General features: G+C 69.6%; 16 protein-coding genes. 9 read left to right on the plus strand and 7 right to left on the minus strand.

Annotated elements, in window-relative coordinates:
• The first annotated feature begins 34 nt into the window (after positions 1-34).
• From OHT21_RS37310 to OHT21_RS37335, 6 genes are read left to right on the plus strand one after another with little or no spacing between them, the layout of a single operon-like run.
• Positions 35-1,045, plus strand: a complete 1,011-nt coding sequence (locus OHT21_RS37310; RefSeq protein ID WP_328772678.1) for a Bug family tripartite tricarboxylate transporter substrate binding protein — start codon at positions 35-37, stop codon at positions 1,043-1,045.
• Positions 1,042-1,575 carry a tripartite tricarboxylate transporter TctB family protein gene (locus OHT21_RS37315; protein WP_328772679.1) on the plus strand — a complete coding sequence of 178 codons (534 nt, stop codon included), beginning with the start codon at positions 1,042-1,044 and terminating at the stop codon, positions 1,573-1,575. The genes OHT21_RS37310 and OHT21_RS37315 overlap by 4 nt, the downstream gene beginning before the upstream one ends.
• Positions 1,575-3,074: a tripartite tricarboxylate transporter permease gene (locus tag OHT21_RS37320; protein WP_328772681.1), complete on the plus strand. Its 1,500-nt coding sequence runs from the start codon at positions 1,575-1,577 to the stop codon at positions 3,072-3,074. The genes OHT21_RS37315 and OHT21_RS37320 overlap by 1 nt, the downstream gene beginning before the upstream one ends.
• A 43-nt stretch (positions 3,075-3,117) precedes the next feature.
• Positions 3,118-3,513, plus strand: a complete 396-nt coding sequence (locus tag OHT21_RS37325; RefSeq protein WP_328772682.1) for a universal stress protein — start codon at positions 3,118-3,120, stop codon at positions 3,511-3,513.
• Positions 3,514-4,731, plus strand: a complete 1,218-nt coding sequence (locus OHT21_RS37330) for a DUF475 domain-containing protein (RefSeq protein WP_328772683.1) — start codon at positions 3,514-3,516, stop codon at positions 4,729-4,731. It begins immediately after the preceding gene.
• 53 nt (positions 4,732-4,784) lie between these two features.
• On the plus strand, positions 4,785-5,246 hold the full coding sequence (locus tag OHT21_RS37335) for a GNAT family N-acetyltransferase (RefSeq protein WP_328772684.1): 462 nt from the start codon (positions 4,785-4,787) through the stop codon (positions 5,244-5,246).
• A 56-nt stretch (positions 5,247-5,302) separates the two neighbouring features.
• Here the strand turns inward: OHT21_RS37335 and OHT21_RS37340 are convergent, their stop codons facing one another.
• Positions 5,303-5,437 (minus strand): hypothetical protein, encoded by a 135-nt coding sequence (locus OHT21_RS37340; protein WP_328772685.1) that lies wholly within the window; start codon positions 5,435-5,437, stop codon positions 5,303-5,305.
• Between the two features lie 174 nt (positions 5,438-5,611).
• Between OHT21_RS37340 and OHT21_RS37345 the strand changes: the two genes are divergently transcribed.
• On the plus strand, positions 5,612-6,235 hold the full coding sequence (locus OHT21_RS37345; RefSeq protein WP_328772686.1) for a class I SAM-dependent methyltransferase: 624 nt from the start codon (positions 5,612-5,614) through the stop codon (positions 6,233-6,235).
• 34 nt (positions 6,236-6,269) lie between these two features.
• Here the strand turns inward: OHT21_RS37345 and OHT21_RS37350 are convergent, their stop codons facing one another.
• Both OHT21_RS37350 and OHT21_RS37355 read right to left on the minus strand, forming a co-directional pair.
• Complete coding sequence (locus OHT21_RS37350) at positions 6,270-6,770, minus strand: DUF402 domain-containing protein (RefSeq protein ID WP_328774369.1); 501 nt, start codon at positions 6,768-6,770, stop codon at positions 6,270-6,272.
• A complete protein-coding gene (locus tag OHT21_RS37355) occupies positions 6,751-7,671 on the minus strand; it encodes a GNAT family N-acetyltransferase (protein ID WP_328772687.1) in 921 nt (306 codons plus the stop codon). The genes OHT21_RS37350 and OHT21_RS37355 overlap by 20 nt, the downstream gene beginning before the upstream one ends.
• Positions 7,672-7,756: 85 nt before the next feature.
• On the opposite strand from OHT21_RS37355, the gene OHT21_RS37360 reads away from it, so the two are divergent.
• Complete coding sequence (locus OHT21_RS37360) at positions 7,757-8,137, plus strand: GntR family transcriptional regulator (RefSeq protein ID WP_328772688.1); 381 nt, start codon at positions 7,757-7,759, stop codon at positions 8,135-8,137.
• A 952-nt stretch (positions 8,138-9,089) separates the two neighbouring features.
• On the opposite strand, the gene OHT21_RS37365 is transcribed toward OHT21_RS37360, so the two are convergent.
• The gene (locus OHT21_RS37365; protein ID WP_328772689.1) at positions 9,090-9,860 is read right to left on the minus strand and encodes a DUF72 domain-containing protein; all 771 of its coding nucleotides are present in this window, start codon (positions 9,858-9,860) and stop codon (positions 9,090-9,092) included.
• Between the two features lie 39 nt (positions 9,861-9,899).
• A complete protein-coding gene (locus tag OHT21_RS37370) occupies positions 9,900-10,994 on the minus strand; it encodes a DUF5925 domain-containing protein (protein ID WP_328772690.1) in 1,095 nt (364 codons plus the stop codon).
• A 162-nt stretch (positions 10,995-11,156) separates the two neighbouring features.
• Here OHT21_RS37370 and OHT21_RS37375 point away from each other — a divergent pair, with 162 nt between their 5' ends.
• Positions 11,157-12,578 carry a GH39 family glycosyl hydrolase gene (locus OHT21_RS37375; RefSeq protein ID WP_328772692.1) on the plus strand — a complete coding sequence of 474 codons (1,422 nt, stop codon included), beginning with the start codon at positions 11,157-11,159 and terminating at the stop codon, positions 12,576-12,578.
• A 38-nt stretch (positions 12,579-12,616) separates the two neighbouring features.
• On the opposite strand, the gene OHT21_RS37380 is transcribed toward OHT21_RS37375, so the two are convergent.
• On the minus strand, positions 12,617-16,735 hold the full coding sequence (locus OHT21_RS37380) for a lipopolysaccharide biosynthesis protein (RefSeq protein ID WP_328772693.1): 4,119 nt from the start codon (positions 16,733-16,735) through the stop codon (positions 12,617-12,619).
• Positions 16,728-17,525, minus strand: coding sequence for a polysaccharide deacetylase family protein (locus tag OHT21_RS37385; RefSeq protein ID WP_328772694.1), 798 nt, complete (start codon positions 17,523-17,525; stop codon positions 16,728-16,730). Before OHT21_RS37385 ends, OHT21_RS37380 begins: the two co-directional genes overlap by 8 nt.
• Positions 17,526-17,585 lie beyond the last annotated feature (60 nt).

The raw sequence follows: 17,585 nt of genomic DNA on the forward strand, positions 1-17,585 counted from the left end.
GGCGCCGGACCCGCCCAAGCGAAAGAGATGAGCCATGAGAACTCGCAGAGCCGCACTTCTCGGCGCTCTTGCCACCGTGTCGATGCTCGCTGCCAGTGCCTGCGGTGCCACCGCGGACAAGGAGGAATCGGGGAGTGCGGGCGCGGCCGACAAGCCCGTCACAGGTCTGCGCCTCATGGTGCCCAACACCCCTGGTGGAGGGTATGACACGACCGCCAGGACCGCCGCCCAGGTGATGCAGGACACGAAGGTGGCCTCCAGTGTCCAGGTGTACAACCTGCCCGGCGCCGGCGGCACCGTGGGCCTGCAGCGCCTGGTGAACGAGAAGGGCAACGGCAAGCTGGCCATGCAGATGGGGCTGGGAGTCGTCGGCGCCTCGTACACCTCGAAGTCGAAGGCGACGCTGACCGACACCACGCCGATCGCCAGGCTGATCGAGGAGGCCGGCGCGATCGTCGTGTCGAAGGACTCCCCGTACAAGACGATCGACGACCTTGTCGCCGCGTGGAAGAAGGACCCCAAGAAGGTGGCCGTGGGCGGTGGCTCCTCGCCGGGCGGCCCGGACCATCTGCTTCCGATGCAGTTGGCGAAGACCGTCGGCATCGAACCGAAGGACGTCAACTACGTCGGGTACGACGGCGGCGGTGAGCTGCTGCCCGCCATCCTCGGCAACAAGATCGCCTTCGGGGCCAGTGGATTCGGCGAGTTCCTCGACCAGATCGAGGCGGGACAGGTGCGGGTGCTGGCGGTGACCAGCGAGAAGCCGATCGACGCGGTGAAGGACGCCCCCACCCTCAAGGACTCCGGGATCGACCTGGTCTTCACCAACTGGCGCGGCATCGTCGCCCCTCCGGGGATCACCGACGAGCAGAAGAAGACCTGGATCGACTCCCTGACCAAGATGCACGACTCGGAGCAGTGGAAGGCCGAGCTGACCAAGCGCGGCTGGACGGACGCCTTCACCACCGGTGACGAGTTCGGCACCTACCTGAAGGAGCAGGACAAGGCCGTCGCCGACCTGCTGGCAGAGCTCGGCCTGGCATGAGCTCCGAGCTGAACGAACGGAGCGTGGACGACGCCCGTCCGCCCCGGGGTGGGGACCGCGCACAGTACGGAGTGTGCGCGTTCCTCGCCCTGCTGGGCACGGCCGTCATCGTGGACGGGCTCGGGATAGCGCACGTCACCAACAGCACCGACCCGGTCGGGCCGCGCACGGTGCCGGTGCTCCTGGGTGTGCTGCTCCTGGTGGTCGCGGTGGTGTACGCGGTCGACGTGGCCCGGGGCGGCCACGGTGAGCCGGAGGCCGGCGAGGACGTCGACCTGACCACGGGCAGCGACTGGCGCACCGTACTGATGCTGATCGCCGCTTTCGTGGTGAACGCGGTGCTGATCGAACCGCTCGGCTGGGTGATCAGCGGCACGCTGCTCTTCTGGGGCACCGCCTTCGCCCTCGGGAACCGGCACTACGTCCGCAATCTGCTGATCGCGGTGACGCTGTCGCTCACCACGTTCTACGCCTTCGCGATCGGGCTCGGCGTCAACCTCCCGGCCGGTGTGCTGCAAGGGATCCTGTGATGGATAACCTGAACAACCTCATGCAGGGCTTCGCGGACGTCATGGACCCGATGAACCTGCTGCTGGCGCTGATCGGCGTCCTCGTCGGCACCGCTGTGGGCGTGCTGCCGGGCATCGGCCCGGCGATGACGGTGGCCCTGCTGCTGCCGATCACCTACGGCATGGAGCCGGTGCAGGCGTTCATCATGTTCGCGGGCATCTTCTACGGCGGCATGTACGGCGGCTCGACCACCTCCATCCTGCTGAACACCCCCGGCGAGTCGTCCTCGGTGGTGACGGCCATCGAGGGCAACAAGATGGCCAAGGCCGGCCGGGCCGCGCAGGCGCTCGCCACCGCCGCGATCGGTTCCTTCGTGGCGGGCACGATCGGCACCCTGCTGCTGGTGCTGGTCACCCCGATCGTGGTGGACTTCGCGGTCAGTCTGGGCGCGCCGGACTACTTCGCCCTGATGCTGCTCTCCTTCATCGCGGTCACGTCGGTGCTGGGCTCGTCCCGCGTCCGGGGCCTGATCTCGCTGCTGCTGGGCCTGACCATCGGCATGGTCGGCATCGACGCGGTGTCCGGACAGCAACGGCTCACCCTGGGCGTCCCCCAGCTCGCGGACGGGATCGACGTGGTCGTCGTGGCCGTCGGAATCTTCGCCGTCGGCGAGGCGCTGTGGGTGGCCGCGCATCTGCGGCGCAGGCCCGCCGAGATCATCCCGGTCGGCAGGCCGTGGATGGGCAAGAAGGACTGGAAGCGGTCGTGGAAGCCCTGGCTGCGGGGCACGGCGTACGGTTTCCCGTTCGGTGCGCTCCCGGCAGGCGGTGCGGAGATCCCGACCTTCCTGTCGTACGCGACGGAGAAGCGGCTGACCAAGCACCCCGAGGAGTTCGGCAAGGGCGCCATCGAGGGTGTGGCCGGTCCGGAGGCGGCGAACAACGCCTCCGCGGCGGGCACCCTGGTCCCGATGCTGGCCCTCGGCCTGCCGACGAACGCGACGGCCGCGGTCATGCTGGCGGCGTTCCAGGGGTACGGCATCCAGCCCGGGCCGCTGCTGTTCGACCGTGAGGCGAGCCTCGTCTGGGTGCTGATCGCCAGCCTGTTCATCGGCAACCTGCTCCTGCTCCTGTTGAACCTGCCGCTCGCGCCCGCCTGGGCGAAGCTGCTGCAGATTCCGCGCCCCTATCTGTACGCGGGAATCCTGTTCTTCGCGTCGATGGGTGCGTACGCCGTCAACGCCCAGCCCCTGGACCTGTTCGTGCTGCTGGCGCTGGGGCTCCTCGGGTTCGCGATGCGACGGTTCGGCCTGCCGGTGCTGCCGCTGATCGTCGGCGTCATCCTCGGCCCGCGAGCCGAACTGCAGGGACGGCGCTCCCTGCAACTGTCGGGAGGCGAACTGTCCGGGCTGGTGGGCGGACCGGTGTCCTACGTGGTCTACACGGCGATCCTGCTGGTGCTCGTCTGGCCGCTGATCCGGAGGTTCGTCGTACGTCCCCTGCGTGAGCGAAGTGCCTGAGAGCGGCTGAGAGTCCTGAGAGTGCCTGGGAGGAAGAGCAGACATGACCGTACTGGTCGGATACGTACCCTCACCCGAGGGTGAGGCCGCGCTGCGCGCGGGGATCGACGAGGCCCGCCTGCGCGGCGAGAAGCTGCTGGTGGTGAACACCTCGCGCGGTGATGCCCTGGTCGACCCGCGCTTCGCGCAAGCGCCGGATCTGGCCCATGTCCGCGAGGACCTGGCCGCGCTGGGGATCGAGTTCGACATCCGCCAGCTGCTCGGCGCAGGCGACGCCGCCGACGAGATCATCGAACTGGCGGAGCAGGCCGATGTGTCCCTCGTGGTGATCGGTCTCCGGCGGCGCAGCGCGGTCGGCAAGCTGATCATGGGCTCCCAGGCGCAGCAGATCCTGCTGGGCGCCGAGTGCCCGGTCCTCGCGGTGAAGGCGGCGCAGTAGATGATCCTGAGGACGTTCGGCTGGTCGTTCGCCGTCACGGCGGCCGGCCTTGCCTTCGCCGCGTGGCAGTGGGGCTGGGAGGCCTTCGGGATCGTACTGATCCTGTCGATCCTCGAGATCTCGCTGTCCTTCGACAACGCGGTCGTCAATGCCGGAATCCTGAAGAAGATGAATGCCTTCTGGCAGCGGATCTTCCTCACCATCGGCATCCTGGTCGCGGTGTTCGGTATGCGGCTGGTCTTCCCGGTCGTGATCGTCGCCATCAGCGCCCAAGTCGGCCCCATCGAGGCGGTGCAGCTCGCCATCGAGGATCCGGGCCGATACGAGGACCTGGTCACCGACGCCCACCCTGCGATCGCGGCCTTCGGCGGCATGTTCCTGCTGATGATCTTCCTCGACTTCGTCTTCGAGGACCGGGACATCAAGTGGCTCGCCTGGCTGGAACGCCCGCTCGCCAAGCTCGGCAAGATCGACATGCTGTCCGCGTGCGTCGCACTCATCGTTCTGCTGGTGACCGCGATGACCTTCGCCACCCACGCGCATGTCAGCACGGGCCATGCGGACAAGGCGGCCACGGTCCTGCTCTCCGGCGTCGCCGGTCTGATCACCTATCTGGTCGTGGGCGGCCTGTCCGGATACTTCGAGGACAAGCTCGAAGAAGAAGAGGAGCACGAACACGAGGAAGAGGAGAAGGCGAGAGCCGAGGGCAAGCCGGTCTCGGCGGTCGGTCTCGCCGGCAAGGCCGCGTTCTTCCTCTTCCTGTACCTCGAGGTCCTGGACGCGTCCTTCTCCTTCGACGGCGTGATCGGCGCCTTCGCCATCACCAACCACATCTTCTGGATGGCGCTCGGCCTGGGCATCGGCGCCATGTATGTCCGCTCACTGACGGTCTACCTGGTCCGCCAGGGCACCCTGGACGACTACGTCTACCTGGAGCACGGCGCCCACTACGCCATCGGCGCCCTCGCCACGATCCTGCTCATCACCATCCAGCACCAGATCAGCGAGATCATCACCGGCCTGGTCGGTGTCTTCCTGATCGCGGCATCCTTCCTCTCGTCCGTCCGCCGCAACAGGTCGCTCGAGGCATCCGAGGCATCCGAGGCATCCGAGGCATCCGAGGCATCCGAGGCATCCGAGGCATCCGAGGCATCCGAGGCGTCCGAGGCGAAAGCCCTGACCTCTGACGGCAAGACCGAGACCCCGTCCGAGGTGTGACCGGCCGGCGACCGCAGGTATGACGTAGCCATGACCGCAGGTATGACGTGGCTATGACCGCAGGCACGACTGACGACATCCGCCTCGCCGAAGCCGGTGACGAGCCCGCCGTGAAGGCCGTGATCGACGCGGCGTTCCAGCCCTACATCGAGCGCATCGGGCTGGTGCCCGTGCCGATGGAGGCCGACCATGCGGCGAACATCGCGGCGGGGCGGGTGTACGTCACCGGGGAACCGATGGTGGGCCTCCTCGTTCTGGAGGCCCACGAGGACCACCTGTACCTCGACACCATCGCCGTCCACCCCGACGCCCACGGGCAGGGCATCGGGCGACGGCTGCTCGCATTCGTGGACGCACGCGCGCGTGCGCTGGGACTGGCCGAGGTTCGGCTCTGTACGAACGCGATGATGTGGGAGAACCAGAAGCTGTACCCGAGATACGGCTACGAGCTCATGGAACGCCGCGCGGAGGGGCCGTACGACCGGCTCCACTACCGCAAGCGGCTGGCGCCCTGAGGGTTCTCAGCCGGTTCAGGGCGGCTTCAGCCTTGGAGACCTGGTGGCCGGGTGGGTCAGCCGTCCGGCCACCAGGTGCGTTGGATGTCTTTACGGACTTCTGGGCGCTCGGCGGTGCGTTCGTCGGCCTCGTCCCGGACACGGCGGGAGTCCGACTTCCTGAGGGGCTTCTGCAGGGTCACACGACGCATGACTGCCTCCTTGGGTCTACCGGGTATCGCGGTTGTATGGGTAGACCGTTCCGGGGAGCGTGACTCATCGAGGGCCGCCTGTCTGTGGCGGCGGTCACCCACTGGCCTGCGGTTTCAGTGGCGGTTGTCACGCTCGGCCCCGGCATTGTCAGTGCCGGGTGTCACTCTGGGCACATGGCGACCAACAGTGAGCGCGAGACATGGACCGACGTCGACTGGGACGCCGAGTCCACCACCTTCGACGACGAGCCCGACCACGGGCTGCGCGACCCCGCCGTGCGCGAGGCCTGGGCCGCCCGGCTCCGCGGCTGGCTGCCCCGCGGCCCGTCCGACGTACTGGACCTCGGCTGCGGCACCGGCAGCCTGTCCCTCCTCGCCTCCGAACAGCGCCACCGGGTCACCGGCGTCGACCTCTCGCCCCGCATGGTCGACCTCGCCCGTGCCAAGCTGGCCGGCCGCGACGCGGTCTTCCTCGTGGGCGACGCGGCGGCTCCGCCGGTCGGCGAGCAGCGCTTCGACGTCGTGCTCGTACGACACGTGCTGTGGGCGTTGCCCGATCCCGAGCGTGCCTTGCGGCACTGGCGGGGGTTGCTGCGCCCTGGCGGACGGCTCGTGTTGATAGAGGGGTTGTGGGGGACGGTGGGACCGGGGGGCCGGGTGGGGATATCCGCCGACCGGCTGACCGCGCTACTGACGCCGCTGATGCGGGACGTCCGGGTGGAGCGGCTGTCGGAGGAGGCGTTGTTGTGGGGGCGGGAGGTGGAGGACGAGCGGTATGCGGTGGTGGGGGTGGTCTGAGATCTGCGTTGATCTGCGTTGTCGCTGGCGCCGGTCAAGCCAGGAGTGCCTCGAAGTCGCCCTCGCGGGCTAGGAGTTCCAGTTCGTCCAGTGCGGACATGGCGGCGGATGCGGCGTCGGGGTCGGTCTGGGGTAGACCGCTGGCTGCGAATTCGTCCTCGTCCAGGCGGAGTACCGTTCTGCCGTCCGCGGAGCGCCAGAGGTCCAGGTCGAGGTCCTCTACGACTAGTTCGGTGCCGGAGAGGACGGCCGGGCGGGTGATGTCGGTGTACCAGCCTTTGAGGGTGCCTGTGGAATCGCGGACCTCCTTCACCGCATACCAGCGGTCGCGCCAGTAGTACTCGGTGAAGATGTCGCCGGACTCGAACCGTACGAAGCCGAAGTCGCGGGCTACGTCGCCGGCCCAGGGGGCGCGGACGGTGATCCTTGTGCCGTCGTCGGCGAGTAGTTCGGCGGGGTAGCGGATCTTCGTGCGGCCCGCCTTGACCAGGACGATGTCCAACCGGTGTGCGGCATCAGCCGAGTTCGCGGATATAGCGCACCTCCGTGGCGCAGATCTCGTAGCCGAACCACTTGTTGATCGCGAGCATCGGGCCGTTGCCGGTGTCGTTGCCCGTGAATGCCTCCGTGTAGCCGGCGGCTCGGGCCCGGTGCAGGGAGTCGTTCTTGGCGAGCTTGGCCAGGCCGCGGCCGCGGTGAGCACGGACCGTGCCCGTGTTCACGGTGCCGTAGCGGGTGCCACCGTCGGTGCGCGCGGCGCTGAACGCGGCCGGGCGGCCGTCAACGAGCGCGATCGAGGTCAGCTCGTGGCTGAAGAGAGGGTGTTGCCAGGTCTCTTTCAACCATGCCTCGTAGTTCGTGAACTCGTAGTCGATGTCGCTCGGTTCGTCCCCGGACGCCTCCGCGTCCAGGTCGAACAGCGGGCGCGGGTCGTCCGCGAAGTCCGCGGCCTGGCGCAGTTCGACACCCGCGGGCGGCTCCTGGAGCGGTGGCAGGGCGCCGTTCGCCAGATCCAGGCGCAGGAAGTGCGCGGAGCGGCTTGCGTGGTAACCGCGCTTCTCGGCGAAGGTGCGGTTAGCGGGCTTGTCCAGGACCCAGGAGAAGAGCTTCGTCGCGTTCAGGCCGGCGAGGCGTTCCTCGGCGGTCTTCACGAGCAGGGAGCCCGCGCCGCGGCCCTGGCGGTCCGGGTGCACGTACACGTTCAGGTAGCCCTGACCCGGCTGCGGGCTGTCGTGCGCGAAGCCGACCTGGGCCGTGCCGATGGGTTCACCGTCCCTCTCGGCGACCAGCGGCTGGAAGTGGGCGTCAGGATGCATGTTCGCGACGTCGTAGGTGACGGACTCGGCGGTGGAGAGCATGAAGGGAAGCGCCAGGTGCCGGATCCGGGCGAAGCTCTCGGCGTCTGCCGGACGGAAGTCGCGGACGATCACTGTCATGTTGCTGACGCTACGTGGGGGTGGGGTTCGGGTGCCTCTGATTTTTGTGGGGTGGAGGGAGAGGGGGCTGGGGGACAATCGGTTTGTGACGTTGAAGATCGACATCGATGACGGTGCGGGGGTTCCCCCGTTTGAACAGGTGCGCTCTCAGATTTCCGAGCAGGCTCGGGCTGGGGTGCTGCCGGTGGGGTATCGGCTGCCGACCGTGCGGGGGCTGGCCGAATCGCTGGGGCTCGCGGCGAACACGGTGGCCAAGGCCTATCGGGCGCTTGAGTCGGACGGGGTGATTGAGACGCGGGGTCGCAACGGAACGTTTGTCGCGTCCGCGGGTTCGGCGGCTGAGAGGGGGGCGGCGTCCGCTGCTCGAGCTTACGCCGAGCGTGTCCGCCGGCTGGGGCTTGATGAGGGGGCGGCGGTTGATGCCGTGCGGGATGCGGTGCGGGCGGTTTATGGGGACCAGGGGTAGTTGCTGGCTGCGGGTGCGTTGTGGCTGGTCGCGCGGCCGCGCCGGGTGCCTCCGGCGGTTGGGCGGCTGACGGTGCGTTGTGGTTGCTCGCGCAGTTCCCCGCGGGGTGCCTCCGGCGGTTGGGTGCGTTTTCGGCTGCGGGTTGACTGTGGCTGGTCGCGCAGCCGTGCGGGTGCCTCCGGCGGTTGGGCGGGTGGGTGCGTTGTCGGCTGCGGCGCCGTTGTGGCTGGTCGCGCAGTTCCCCGCGGGGTGCCTCCGGCGGTGGGGCGGCTGCGGCGCCGTCGTGGCTGGTCGCGCAGTTCCCCGCGCCCCTTGGGTGCGTGGTGGGTGCGGGGCCGCGGTCCGGTGCGTCAGCCCGTCGCCAACAGGGCATACGGCCCCGTGCTGACACAGGGCGTAGCTGTGCCCAGACCGAAGCTAAGCGACGGGCATAGGACGCACCGGCCCACGTCCCCTCCCCCCGGAGGGAGAGTGCCGGTTTCGTCGGGGTGCGGGCTCCCTCCGGGCGCTGGTTATGCCGCGCGGGCGGGTTCGGGGCGCGGGCCCCTTCCGGGGCTGGGGCCATTTCGGTTCGCTTGTTCTTCGGGGGGCGGGCAGTCGCAGGTTTTTCGGGGCGCGGGGAACTGCGCGACCAGCCACAACGCACCCGCAGCCGCGACACGACTGTCACCCCCACCCCGGTAGGCACCCCACCCACCCAACAAACCCACCCACCTGCCGAAGGCGCCCACCCCGCCGGAGGCAGAGGGGTCTGGGGGCGGAGCCCCCAGTTTCGGGAAGGGGCGGGGCTGGGGAACAAAACCCGTCCATCCGCAGTAGGCGCCCCCCCCCACGCGGCGGAGCCGCAAATTGATTCAGCCGGGAAGGGGCGGGGCTGGGGGAGGAACCGCCCAACCGCGACGCACCCGCAGCCGAGGCACGACTTGTCACCCCCACCCCTTGGCAGGCGCCCCTATGGGGCGCTCAGCTGGCGCGGTGTGCGCGTCACCGTCAGGCCGGCCGCCCTCGCCACTCTGGCGAAGAGCAGCGCGTCCTGGACCGCTGCCGCATGGGGGTCGTTGTTGAAGTAGACGTAGACGTGCTGGTCGTCGGGCCACGTGGCCGCGATGCGGTGGGTCCAGGTGGACAGGGACTGGCGGCCGTAGTGGGGCCAGTGGTGGGCGCGGCCCACGTGGAAGCGCAGGTAGCCCCAGTCCGCTGTGCGCCACAGCGGGGTTACGGGGCGGGAGAGGACGTCGGCCCAGACGAGGGCGGCGTGCCGGGACTCCAGGACGGCGCGTACCTCGGGCATCCACCAGGAGTCGTGGCGGGGCTCCACCGCGACGCGGGTGCCGGCCGGGAAGCAGGACAGGCAGGTGTCGAGGAGCGCGGGGTCGGCGCGCAGCGTGGGTGGGAGCTGGAGGAGGACCGGGCCCAGGCGGTCGCCCAGGCCGGCGGCGTGGGTCATCAGGCGGTGTACCGGTTCCTCGGGGTCGCGCAGGCGCTTGATGTGAGTCAGAAAGCGGCTCGCTTTGACGGCGATGACGAAGTCCGGTGGCGTGCGATCCCGCCAGGACTCGAAGGTCTCCCGCGACGGCAGCCGGTAGAAGGCGTTGTTGATCTCGACCGTGGCGAACCGCGCCGCGTATTCCTCCAGCCAGAGCCGCGTAGGCAGCCCGGCCGGGTACAGGACTCCCCGCCAGTCCTTGTACTGCCAGCCGGACGTACCCACGAACAGGGTCATAACCCCATCAAAGCACCAGCCGGGAAGGCTCAGCGTGGCCTACAAGTACAGCCCCGCGTCCGCACCCTCCCGCGCCCCCGGCACCGACGTCGGCGACGTGCCCCGGCGCAGGGCGTACAGCTCGGCCAGCGTCGCCCCCTCGCGGCCGATGCCCTCCTCCGTGCCCAGCCAGTTCACCGACTCGCGGTGCGTCAGCGGGCCGACCTCGATACGGGCCAGGCAGCGGCCGGGGCGGACGACGGCGGGGTGGAGGCGCTCCAGGTCCTCGTTCGTCGTCACGCCGACCAGGACGTTGCGGCCCTGGCCGAGCAGGCCGTCCGTGAGGTTGAGCAGGCGCGACAGCGCCTGACCGGCGGTGTGCTTGGCCTCGCCGCGGATCAGTTCGTCGCAGTCCTCCAGCAGCAGAAGCCGCCAGCGGCCCTTGGCGGTGCCGTCGTCCTCGCCGATCGCGATGTCCATCAGGTAGCCGACGTCGGAGAAGAGGCGCTCCGGGTCGAGCACGCAGTCGACCTGGCACCAGTCGCGCCAGGAGCGGGCCAGGGTGCGTAGCGCCGACGTCTTGCCCGTACCGGGCGGGCCGTGCAGCAGGAGCAGACGGCCCGCGATGTCCTCCGGGGTCGTCTTCATCAGGTGGTCCATCGCGTCGGCGACCGGTGCCGTGTAGTTCGGGCGGATCTCCTCCCACGTACCCGCCGAGATCTGCCGGGTCGTACGGTGCGGGCCGCGCCTCGGCGAGACGTACCAGAAGCCCATCGTCACGTTCTCCGGCTGCGGCTCGGGTTCGTCCTCCGCGCCGTCCGTGGCCTGGCCGAGCACCTTGGCGGCCAGCTCCTCGCTGGTCGCGGTGACCGTGACATCCGCGCCGCGGTTCCAGCGCGAGATGAGCACCGTCCAGCCGTCGCCCTCGGCGAGCGTCGCGCTGCGGTCGTCGTCGCGGGCGGACCGCAACACCTTGGCGCCCGGCGGCATCAGCGTCGCCCCGGACCGTACGCGGTCGATGTTCGCCGCGTGCGCGTGCGGCTGCTCGCCCGTCGCGAAGCGGCCGAGGAACAGCGCGTCGACGACGTCCGACGGGGAGTCGCTGTCGTCGACGTTGAGCCGGATCGGCAATGCGTCGTGTGGGTTCGCAGACATGCCGCCATGATCCGTCACGTGCGCGTCCCATGCACCCGGTTTCCGTGGAGGACCCCGAGTGTCCGGTGTGCGCCGACCTCCGTGTATCCCCTCCGTCCTGTTACCAGGCTGTGCACTCGAACCCATCCCAACCACCCACCCCCGCCATTACTGTTGTCCTTGATGGGACGTCATGGGTGGAATTCGGGGGCACGGCGGTGGCGGCTCACCGCGCTGCTCGGTGTGGGCGCGGCGGCTCTGGCCCTGGTACTGACCTTGATCAACACGTTGCCCGGGGACGGCGGGAGCGCCGCCGGTACGACCCGTGACGGCGACAAGGTGCACGGCACGCCCGCCACTCCTCCCGGGGAGACGCGGCCGGACGTCGGATGGGGCTTCACCCACACCCAGTTCAGCGCCGACGAGGGCAGTGGCTCCGCCACGCGGCGGGTGGCGGAGCGGCTCGGTGAGCAGCCGTTGCCGCAGATCCAGCACATCATGGGCTGGGGTGCGGACAATCCCGAGCCGGTCAAGGGGCGTTACGACTTCGAGGACATGGACCGGCGGATCGACTTCGTCCGGGAGTCGGGCGGCACCCCGGTGGTCACCCTGTGCTGCGCCCCGGACTGGATGAAGGGTGGCAAGTCCGGTACGGACAACACCAATTGGAGCCAGGAGGCCCTGGAGACCGCCCCGCGCCCCGAGCACTTCGACGACTACGCCGCGCTCGCCGCGACCGTCGCCAAGCGCTATCCGGACGTACGCCACTTCATCGTCTGGAACGAGTTCAAGGGCTTCTGGAACGACGCAGAGGCCCGCTGGGACTACGAGGGCTACACCGAGCTCTACAACCAGGTCTACAAGGCGCTCAAGGCTGTCAATGAAGAGATCCAGGTCGGCGGGCCGTATCTGGTGATGGACAGCCTCGACCCGCGCCAGAAGGAAGACGCCTCGCCGACGCTGAAGGGCTCGTGGGGCGCCATGGACCAGCGGGTGCTCGACGCCTTCGACTACTGGAACAAGAACAAGGCGGGCGCGGACTTCGTCGTCGTGGACGGCTCCAGCTACACCAAGGACGACGAGCTGCTGCCCGACGAGTTCGCCGCCACCGAGAAGTTCACGGCCGTCAGCCGCTGGGTGCGCGAGCGGACCGGCGAACTGCCGCTGTGGTGGGCCGAGTACTACGTCGAGCCGTCCGACGCCGACGACGAGCGGGACGACTGGTCCGAGGCCCGCCGAGGCGCCGTCCAGGCCTCCGGAATGATCGCGATGGCCCGCGGTGGCGCCACCTCCGCCTTCTACTGGAACCCCGAGAAGGAGAAGGGCTCCGGCTGCGCCGGCTGCCTGTGGACGCCCACCGACAGCGCCGACGGCGGCAAGCCCCTGCCGATGCTCGACCTCGTCTCCCGCTTCAACAGGGAGTTCCCGCCGGGCACGAAGTACGAGCAGGTGTCCGTCGCCGCCGGCAGCGCGCCGGACGTACGGGTTCTCGCCGATGACAAGGCGGTTCTCGTGGTTAACACCCTGGACCGGAAGATCAGTACCGAGGTCGACGGCGAGCGGTTCGACCTGGGGGCGTACGAGGTGAAGTGGCTGACCCGCTGAGCCACTTCACGCCCCGTCTCCTACGTCTACGCCTACGCCTACGCCATCGTCAGGAACCGCTGCACCAGCGAAGCCAGCAGCACCGCCAGCAGTGGCAGTGAGAACCAGAAGGTGCTCTGCAACCACTCCAGTTGGCGCACGCTCGGCCGGACGGCCACCCGGACCACCTCGCGTGTCGTCAGCAGCAGGAGCAGCGCGATCGCCGCGAGTCCGCCCACGACCGACCACGGTGTCCAGGTCACCTGGGGGCCGATCGGGCCGGGATCGGCCTTCGGGGCGCTGCCGTCCGGCTTCTCGCGCATCGCGTAGATGGTCGCGTCCTTGTTGACGTAGACCTTCCGCAGTTCCTTGCGTTCGTCGAGGTTGCGGATGAGGCGGGTGTCCCAGCTCGCCGAGTAGCCCACGTCCATCTGGAGCGAGATCACCTGGCTGCGGTTGATCATGAGGTACGAGTTCGGGCCCGCGTCCTTGAGCGACTTGACCAGGCCGGACACCAGCACGGGATCGGGCGGTGCGAGCGTCGGAACGTACTCCACCCGCTCCATGTCCTTCGAGCCCCAGGGCATCGCGGGCGTCACCGTGTTGACCGGGTCGTCGCTCAGCCACAGCAGCCGCGCGGTCGGCTTGTCGTGCTCGTACACGTACTCCATGGCCGCGATCTCGCCCGGCCGGACCCGCTCGAAGGGCTCGTTGCCCCAGCGGGCCACCAGGAAGCCGCCGACCAGGACGAGTCCCGCCATCAGGGCGGCGAGGGGGGCGAGGCTGAACTGGTCGCGCTCGCGTTCCTTCGCGGTGACGCCGGTGCGCGGGAAGAGGGCGAGTGCGGCGAGCAGGGCCGCGCCGGGCAGGGCGAACATGAAGACGCGCAGCGCCATTTCGCCGCCGTACGACTGCATGCCGAAGCCCAGGAACGGCACGAAGGTGAGGACGAGCAGCGAGCGTTCGCGGTACTTGTGGTCGCGGCGCCGCCACCAGCCCCAGCAGGCCAGGGCCATCACCGAGCCGGCGAGCGCCACGCGCGCGTACAGCACCAGTTGGTGGGTCGAACTGCCGCCCTCGATACGGCCGGAGACCGACGAGGACACATTGCCGCCGACGCCACCGATCCCGCCGAACAGCTCGTCGAAGTGTCCCCGCCAGTACGGCTCGGCGAGGAAGCCCACCCAGACGGCGACCATCACGGCGAACAGGACGGGCAGTCCGCGCAGTTCGGAGCGGCCCACCACGACGAGAACCGTGAGAACGCCCAGCATCACGAACGGGGTGAGCTGGTGGGAGGGGACCGTCGCCGCGAACAGGCCGATCAACACCATGAGCAGTACGGCCCGTTGGCGCCGGTCGGTCGGCTCGACCTCCAGCTCGCCGGGCCGCCGCTTGGTCCACAGCACACGCGGCGCCCGGAACCAGACGAGCAGGATTGCCACGAAGACGATGTAGAGCAGGTAGGTGAAGCCCTGCGGGGAGAAGTAGTCCTGGCCGACCCAGCCGCTGAGCACGAAGATCCATACGCCGGTCCATTTGGCGCGCCAGCTCGCCCGCATATGGCGTACGAGCAGGAACATCGGGGCCAGATAGAGGAGTTGCATGGCCGTCGGCCACCAGCGGATGACCTCGGTGAGGTCGTTCACTCCGCAGGCCTGCGCGACGAACGCGGCGGCCGCGAAGAAGCCCGGCCAGCTCCAGCGCGCGTCCAGGTCGGGCACGGCCGAGCCGGTCCGGTCGATGTACTCCAGGAACCCGAGGTGCTGGTAGGCCGTCGCGAACCGCGGCTCCGTCTCGATCACCGCTGGCAGCGCGTGCAGCGACACCACGGTGGCCAGCAGGGTGACCAGGAGCAGCCCTCGGTGCTCACGATTCCGCCAGAGCAGCGAGGCGAACACCGTGACCAGCAGGGCGGCTCCGGCCAGCGTGGGCACGGGCAGGATGGAGATCAGGCCGAGCCCACCCATCCGGTCGAGGTCGCGCTCGCCGAGGCCGAACGCCGGCACCCAGTACAGGATGAGCGCGGCGATCAGCAGACAGCCGAGGACGACGCCTACGCGGGTGGGGCGCAGGCGCTCAAACGGGGACGGGGAGGACGGGTCGGGGTTGGGGGAGGGGGCCGGTGGCGGTTCGGGCGGCGCACCGGTTCCGCGCTCCCGTAGTACGAGCGCGGAGGAGGGGGAGGACGGCGCCTCGGCCTCCGATCCTGTCCCCGACGTGGCCTCAGGCTTCGCTCCCGGCTCGACCTTGGGCTCTGCGTCTGCCTCTGCCTCTGCCCCCGGCTCCGTCTCAGGCTTTGCTTCGGAGGTGGCTTCGGACTCGGAGTCGGGCCCTGCTTCAGACGTGGCTTCGGACTTGGCCTCTGCCTCGGCTTCCGGTTTCGTCTCGGCCGGTCCCACGGAGGTCTCGCTGCCCGGCTCCCTCCCCCACTCTCGACTTCGCTCGAGCGGGGGGACCCCCATCTCCACGGGCAGCCCCAACTCCGAGCGCGGCGCGGGAAGTTGCAGGGGCGCCCTGAGCGCCCAGGTCGGCCGGTGGTCCTCCGGTTCGTCGTCGGGCCCGTGCTCCGGCCGCTGGTCCGGTGGGACGGGCCACTTCACCGCCGTCCCGGTGGGCGGCGTCCCCGGCCCCGGCCGTACGTCCGGCCGCCGCTCCTGGTGGTCGAAGTCGAGGTGCACGCCGAGCGCCAGGGTGTCCTGGTCGAGCCGCTGCGCCCAGGCCGGGCCGCGGCCCTTCTTCGGCTCGCCCACGGCTGGCGCGGGGACCTCGCGGGCGCCCAGGTCCGCCAGGTCGCCGTCGGGCGCCGCGTCCTCGGGCACCTCGGCCGGCGCGGTCCTGATGACCCGGTACAGCCTGGGCGAGGCGATCGCCACGATCACCGCAAGCGCCGCGACCTCCGCGACGCCCGCACCGGTGAGGCCCATGGTGGGAAGCAGGATGACCGTGAGGCCGAGTACCAGCACGCACAACAGGCCCTGCAGCCACGCGAGTCCGGCGGTACGGCTCTGGGCGCGCAGCACCGCGAAGTACGTCTCCATCACGACCCGCAGCACCCCGCCGACCGCGAACCAGCGCAGCAAGGGGGTCGCCGCGTCCGCGTACCCCTGGCCGAACACGCCCAGGACGTACGGCGCCCCGAAGAACAGGATCGCGCCCACCGGCAGCATGATCCGCGCCATCCGGAGCAGCGCGGCCCTGGTGTGCGCGGCGAGCCTGGCCGGGTCGTGCGAGCCCTCGACGGTGAGCGAGGCGCCCATGTTGATGGCCAGCAGGTTGACGGTGCCGCCGATGGTGATCGCGATGTAGAAGTAGGCGTTGTCGGCGGAGCTGACCTGCGCGGCGACGATCACCGGGACGAGGTAGACCACGGCCAGCGAGAACAGCGAGCCGGTGTAGTCGCCCGCGAGGAAGCGGCCGATCTCCTTCATCGTCGGCGGCTCGGCGTGCTCCTCGGTCGCCTTCATATGCCGCGGCACCAGCCGCCGGAACACCAGCCAGCCCAGCGGCAGCACGGACACCGCGATGGCCGCGACCCAGGACACGAACACGCCCATGGTGGGGATCGCGGCGGCGAACAGCACCAGCAGCACCAGCTTGACCGCCGAGAACACCGTGTTGCCCACCGGCACCCATATCGCGCTGCGCAGCCCCGTCAGCACCCCGTCCTGGAGCGTGAGCACCGACCAGGCGACTACCGCCAGCACGAAGACCAGCGCGTGCAGAGGATCGTGCAGGAAGCGGTACGACGGCCCCCACAGGCCCAGCGTCAGCAGGAACATGCCGGCCGCCACCGCCACGACCAGTGAACTGCCCGCGTACGTACGGAATATCAGGCGCCCGGTGCCACGTCCCGCAACCGGTATGAACCGGGCAAGGGCGCCCGTCAGCGTCACCGCCGTCAGCCCCGCGAGGAGCTTCATCGCGGCGATCGCGGCGGAGCCCTGGCCGACCGCGTCCTCGGTGTAATAGCGGGCGGCGACCAGCCAGTAGCCGAGGCCTAGGACGGCGGAGATCCCGGTGTTGAGCATCAGGGCATAAGCGTTCCGGAATAGCGGACTGCCTCCGGATCCCTTGGAACCCCTGCTCAGTCCGGGCAGCCGCAGCCGGCGGCCGGACTGCTTCTCGGGCGCCTCGGTCGTGGGTGTGCCGGGCTGGGCGGTGGTCGTGTCAGACACGGGAACTGATGGCCTTCCGGCGGATCTGGCGTGCTCTGCGGACCATGGCGTACCCCTTGGTGAGGGCATGGTCCTTGGCGAAGGTACGGGTGATGGCCTGGCCTTCGACCAGCCGCTCGAACTCCTCGATGCGGGTGGAGCGGCGCACGGTGACGCGTTGCAGGGCGTACGGGCCCTGGCGACGGTTCGCCAGGCGGTTGCCGACGGCGAGGGACTGGGCGAAGCCCGCCTCGCGCACTGTACGGCGCACCCGGCGGCTGGAGTAGCCGTAGGGGTACGCGAACGAGGCGGGGCGGGTGCCGAGTTCGTCGGCGATGATCTCCTTGCAGCGCAGCAGCTCGAACCACAGTGCCTCGTCCGTGAGCTGGTCGAGCTGTGGATGCGTATGGCTGTGGCCGCCGATCTCGACGTCCGCGTCCGCGAGTTCGCGCACCTGGTCCCAGTCGAGCATCGTGTCCAGGGCGCCCCCGGAGTCGTACGAGCCGCGCAGCCAGCCCGTGGAGACGAACAGCGTGGCCGCGAAGCCGTGCTTGGCGAGCACGGGCAGCGCATGCCGGTGCACGCCCTCGTAACCGTCGTCGAAGGTGACGAGGACGGGACGCTTCGGCAGCGGGCTCCCGGAACGCCAACTGTTCGCCAGCTGGGCGGTGTTGACCGGAGTGAACCCGCGATCGTCCAGCAGAGCCATCTGCTCGGCGAAGGCCTCCGGCGCGACGGACAGGGCACGCGTCGCCTCGTTGGGCGAGGTGGAGACGGCGTGGTACATGAGGATGGGCACAGGGGTGTTCATACGGAACCACCTCCGGCCGCGCGATCGCGCCCGGCGCAGGGCGTCGCCGCGCCCCGCGCC

This window comes from Streptomyces sp. NBC_00286, from assembly GCF_036173125.1.
Classification (GTDB): domain Bacteria; phylum Actinomycetota; class Actinomycetes; order Streptomycetales; family Streptomycetaceae; genus Streptomyces.

What these genes read in the sequence shown, in the direction of transcription:
- OHT21_RS37385 (WP_328772694.1), bottom strand. Translation starts at nt 17,525, where the DNA reads ATGAACACCCCTGTGCCCATCCTCATGTACCACGCCGTCTCCACCTCG.
- OHT21_RS37320 (WP_328772681.1), top strand. Translation starts at nt 1,575, where the DNA reads ATGGATAACCTGAACAACCTCATGCAGGGCTTCGCGGACGTCATGGAC.
- OHT21_RS37375 (WP_328772692.1), top strand. Translation starts at nt 11,157, where the DNA reads ATGGGACGTCATGGGTGGAATTCGGGGGCACGGCGGTGGCGGCTCACC.
- OHT21_RS37345 (WP_328772686.1), top strand. Translation starts at nt 5,612, where the DNA reads ATGGCGACCAACAGTGAGCGCGAGACATGGACCGACGTCGACTGGGAC.
- OHT21_RS37365 (WP_328772689.1), bottom strand. Translation starts at nt 9,860, where the DNA reads ATGACCCTGTTCGTGGGTACGTCCGGCTGGCAGTACAAGGACTGGCGG.
- OHT21_RS37330 (WP_328772683.1), top strand. Translation starts at nt 3,514, where the DNA reads ATGATCCTGAGGACGTTCGGCTGGTCGTTCGCCGTCACGGCGGCCGGC.
- OHT21_RS37310 (WP_328772678.1), top strand. Translation starts at nt 35, where the DNA reads ATGAGAACTCGCAGAGCCGCACTTCTCGGCGCTCTTGCCACCGTGTCG.
- OHT21_RS37335 (WP_328772684.1), top strand. Translation starts at nt 4,785, where the DNA reads ATGACCGCAGGCACGACTGACGACATCCGCCTCGCCGAAGCCGGTGAC.
- OHT21_RS37355 (WP_328772687.1), bottom strand. Translation starts at nt 7,671, where the DNA reads ATGACAGTGATCGTCCGCGACTTCCGTCCGGCAGACGCCGAGAGCTTC.
- OHT21_RS37315 (WP_328772679.1), top strand. Translation starts at nt 1,042, where the DNA reads ATGAGCTCCGAGCTGAACGAACGGAGCGTGGACGACGCCCGTCCGCCC.
- OHT21_RS37325 (WP_328772682.1), top strand. Translation starts at nt 3,118, where the DNA reads ATGACCGTACTGGTCGGATACGTACCCTCACCCGAGGGTGAGGCCGCG.
- OHT21_RS37340 (WP_328772685.1), bottom strand. Translation starts at nt 5,437, where the DNA reads ATGCGTCGTGTGACCCTGCAGAAGCCCCTCAGGAAGTCGGACTCCCGC.
- OHT21_RS37370 (WP_328772690.1), bottom strand. Translation starts at nt 10,994, where the DNA reads ATGTCTGCGAACCCACACGACGCATTGCCGATCCGGCTCAACGTCGAC.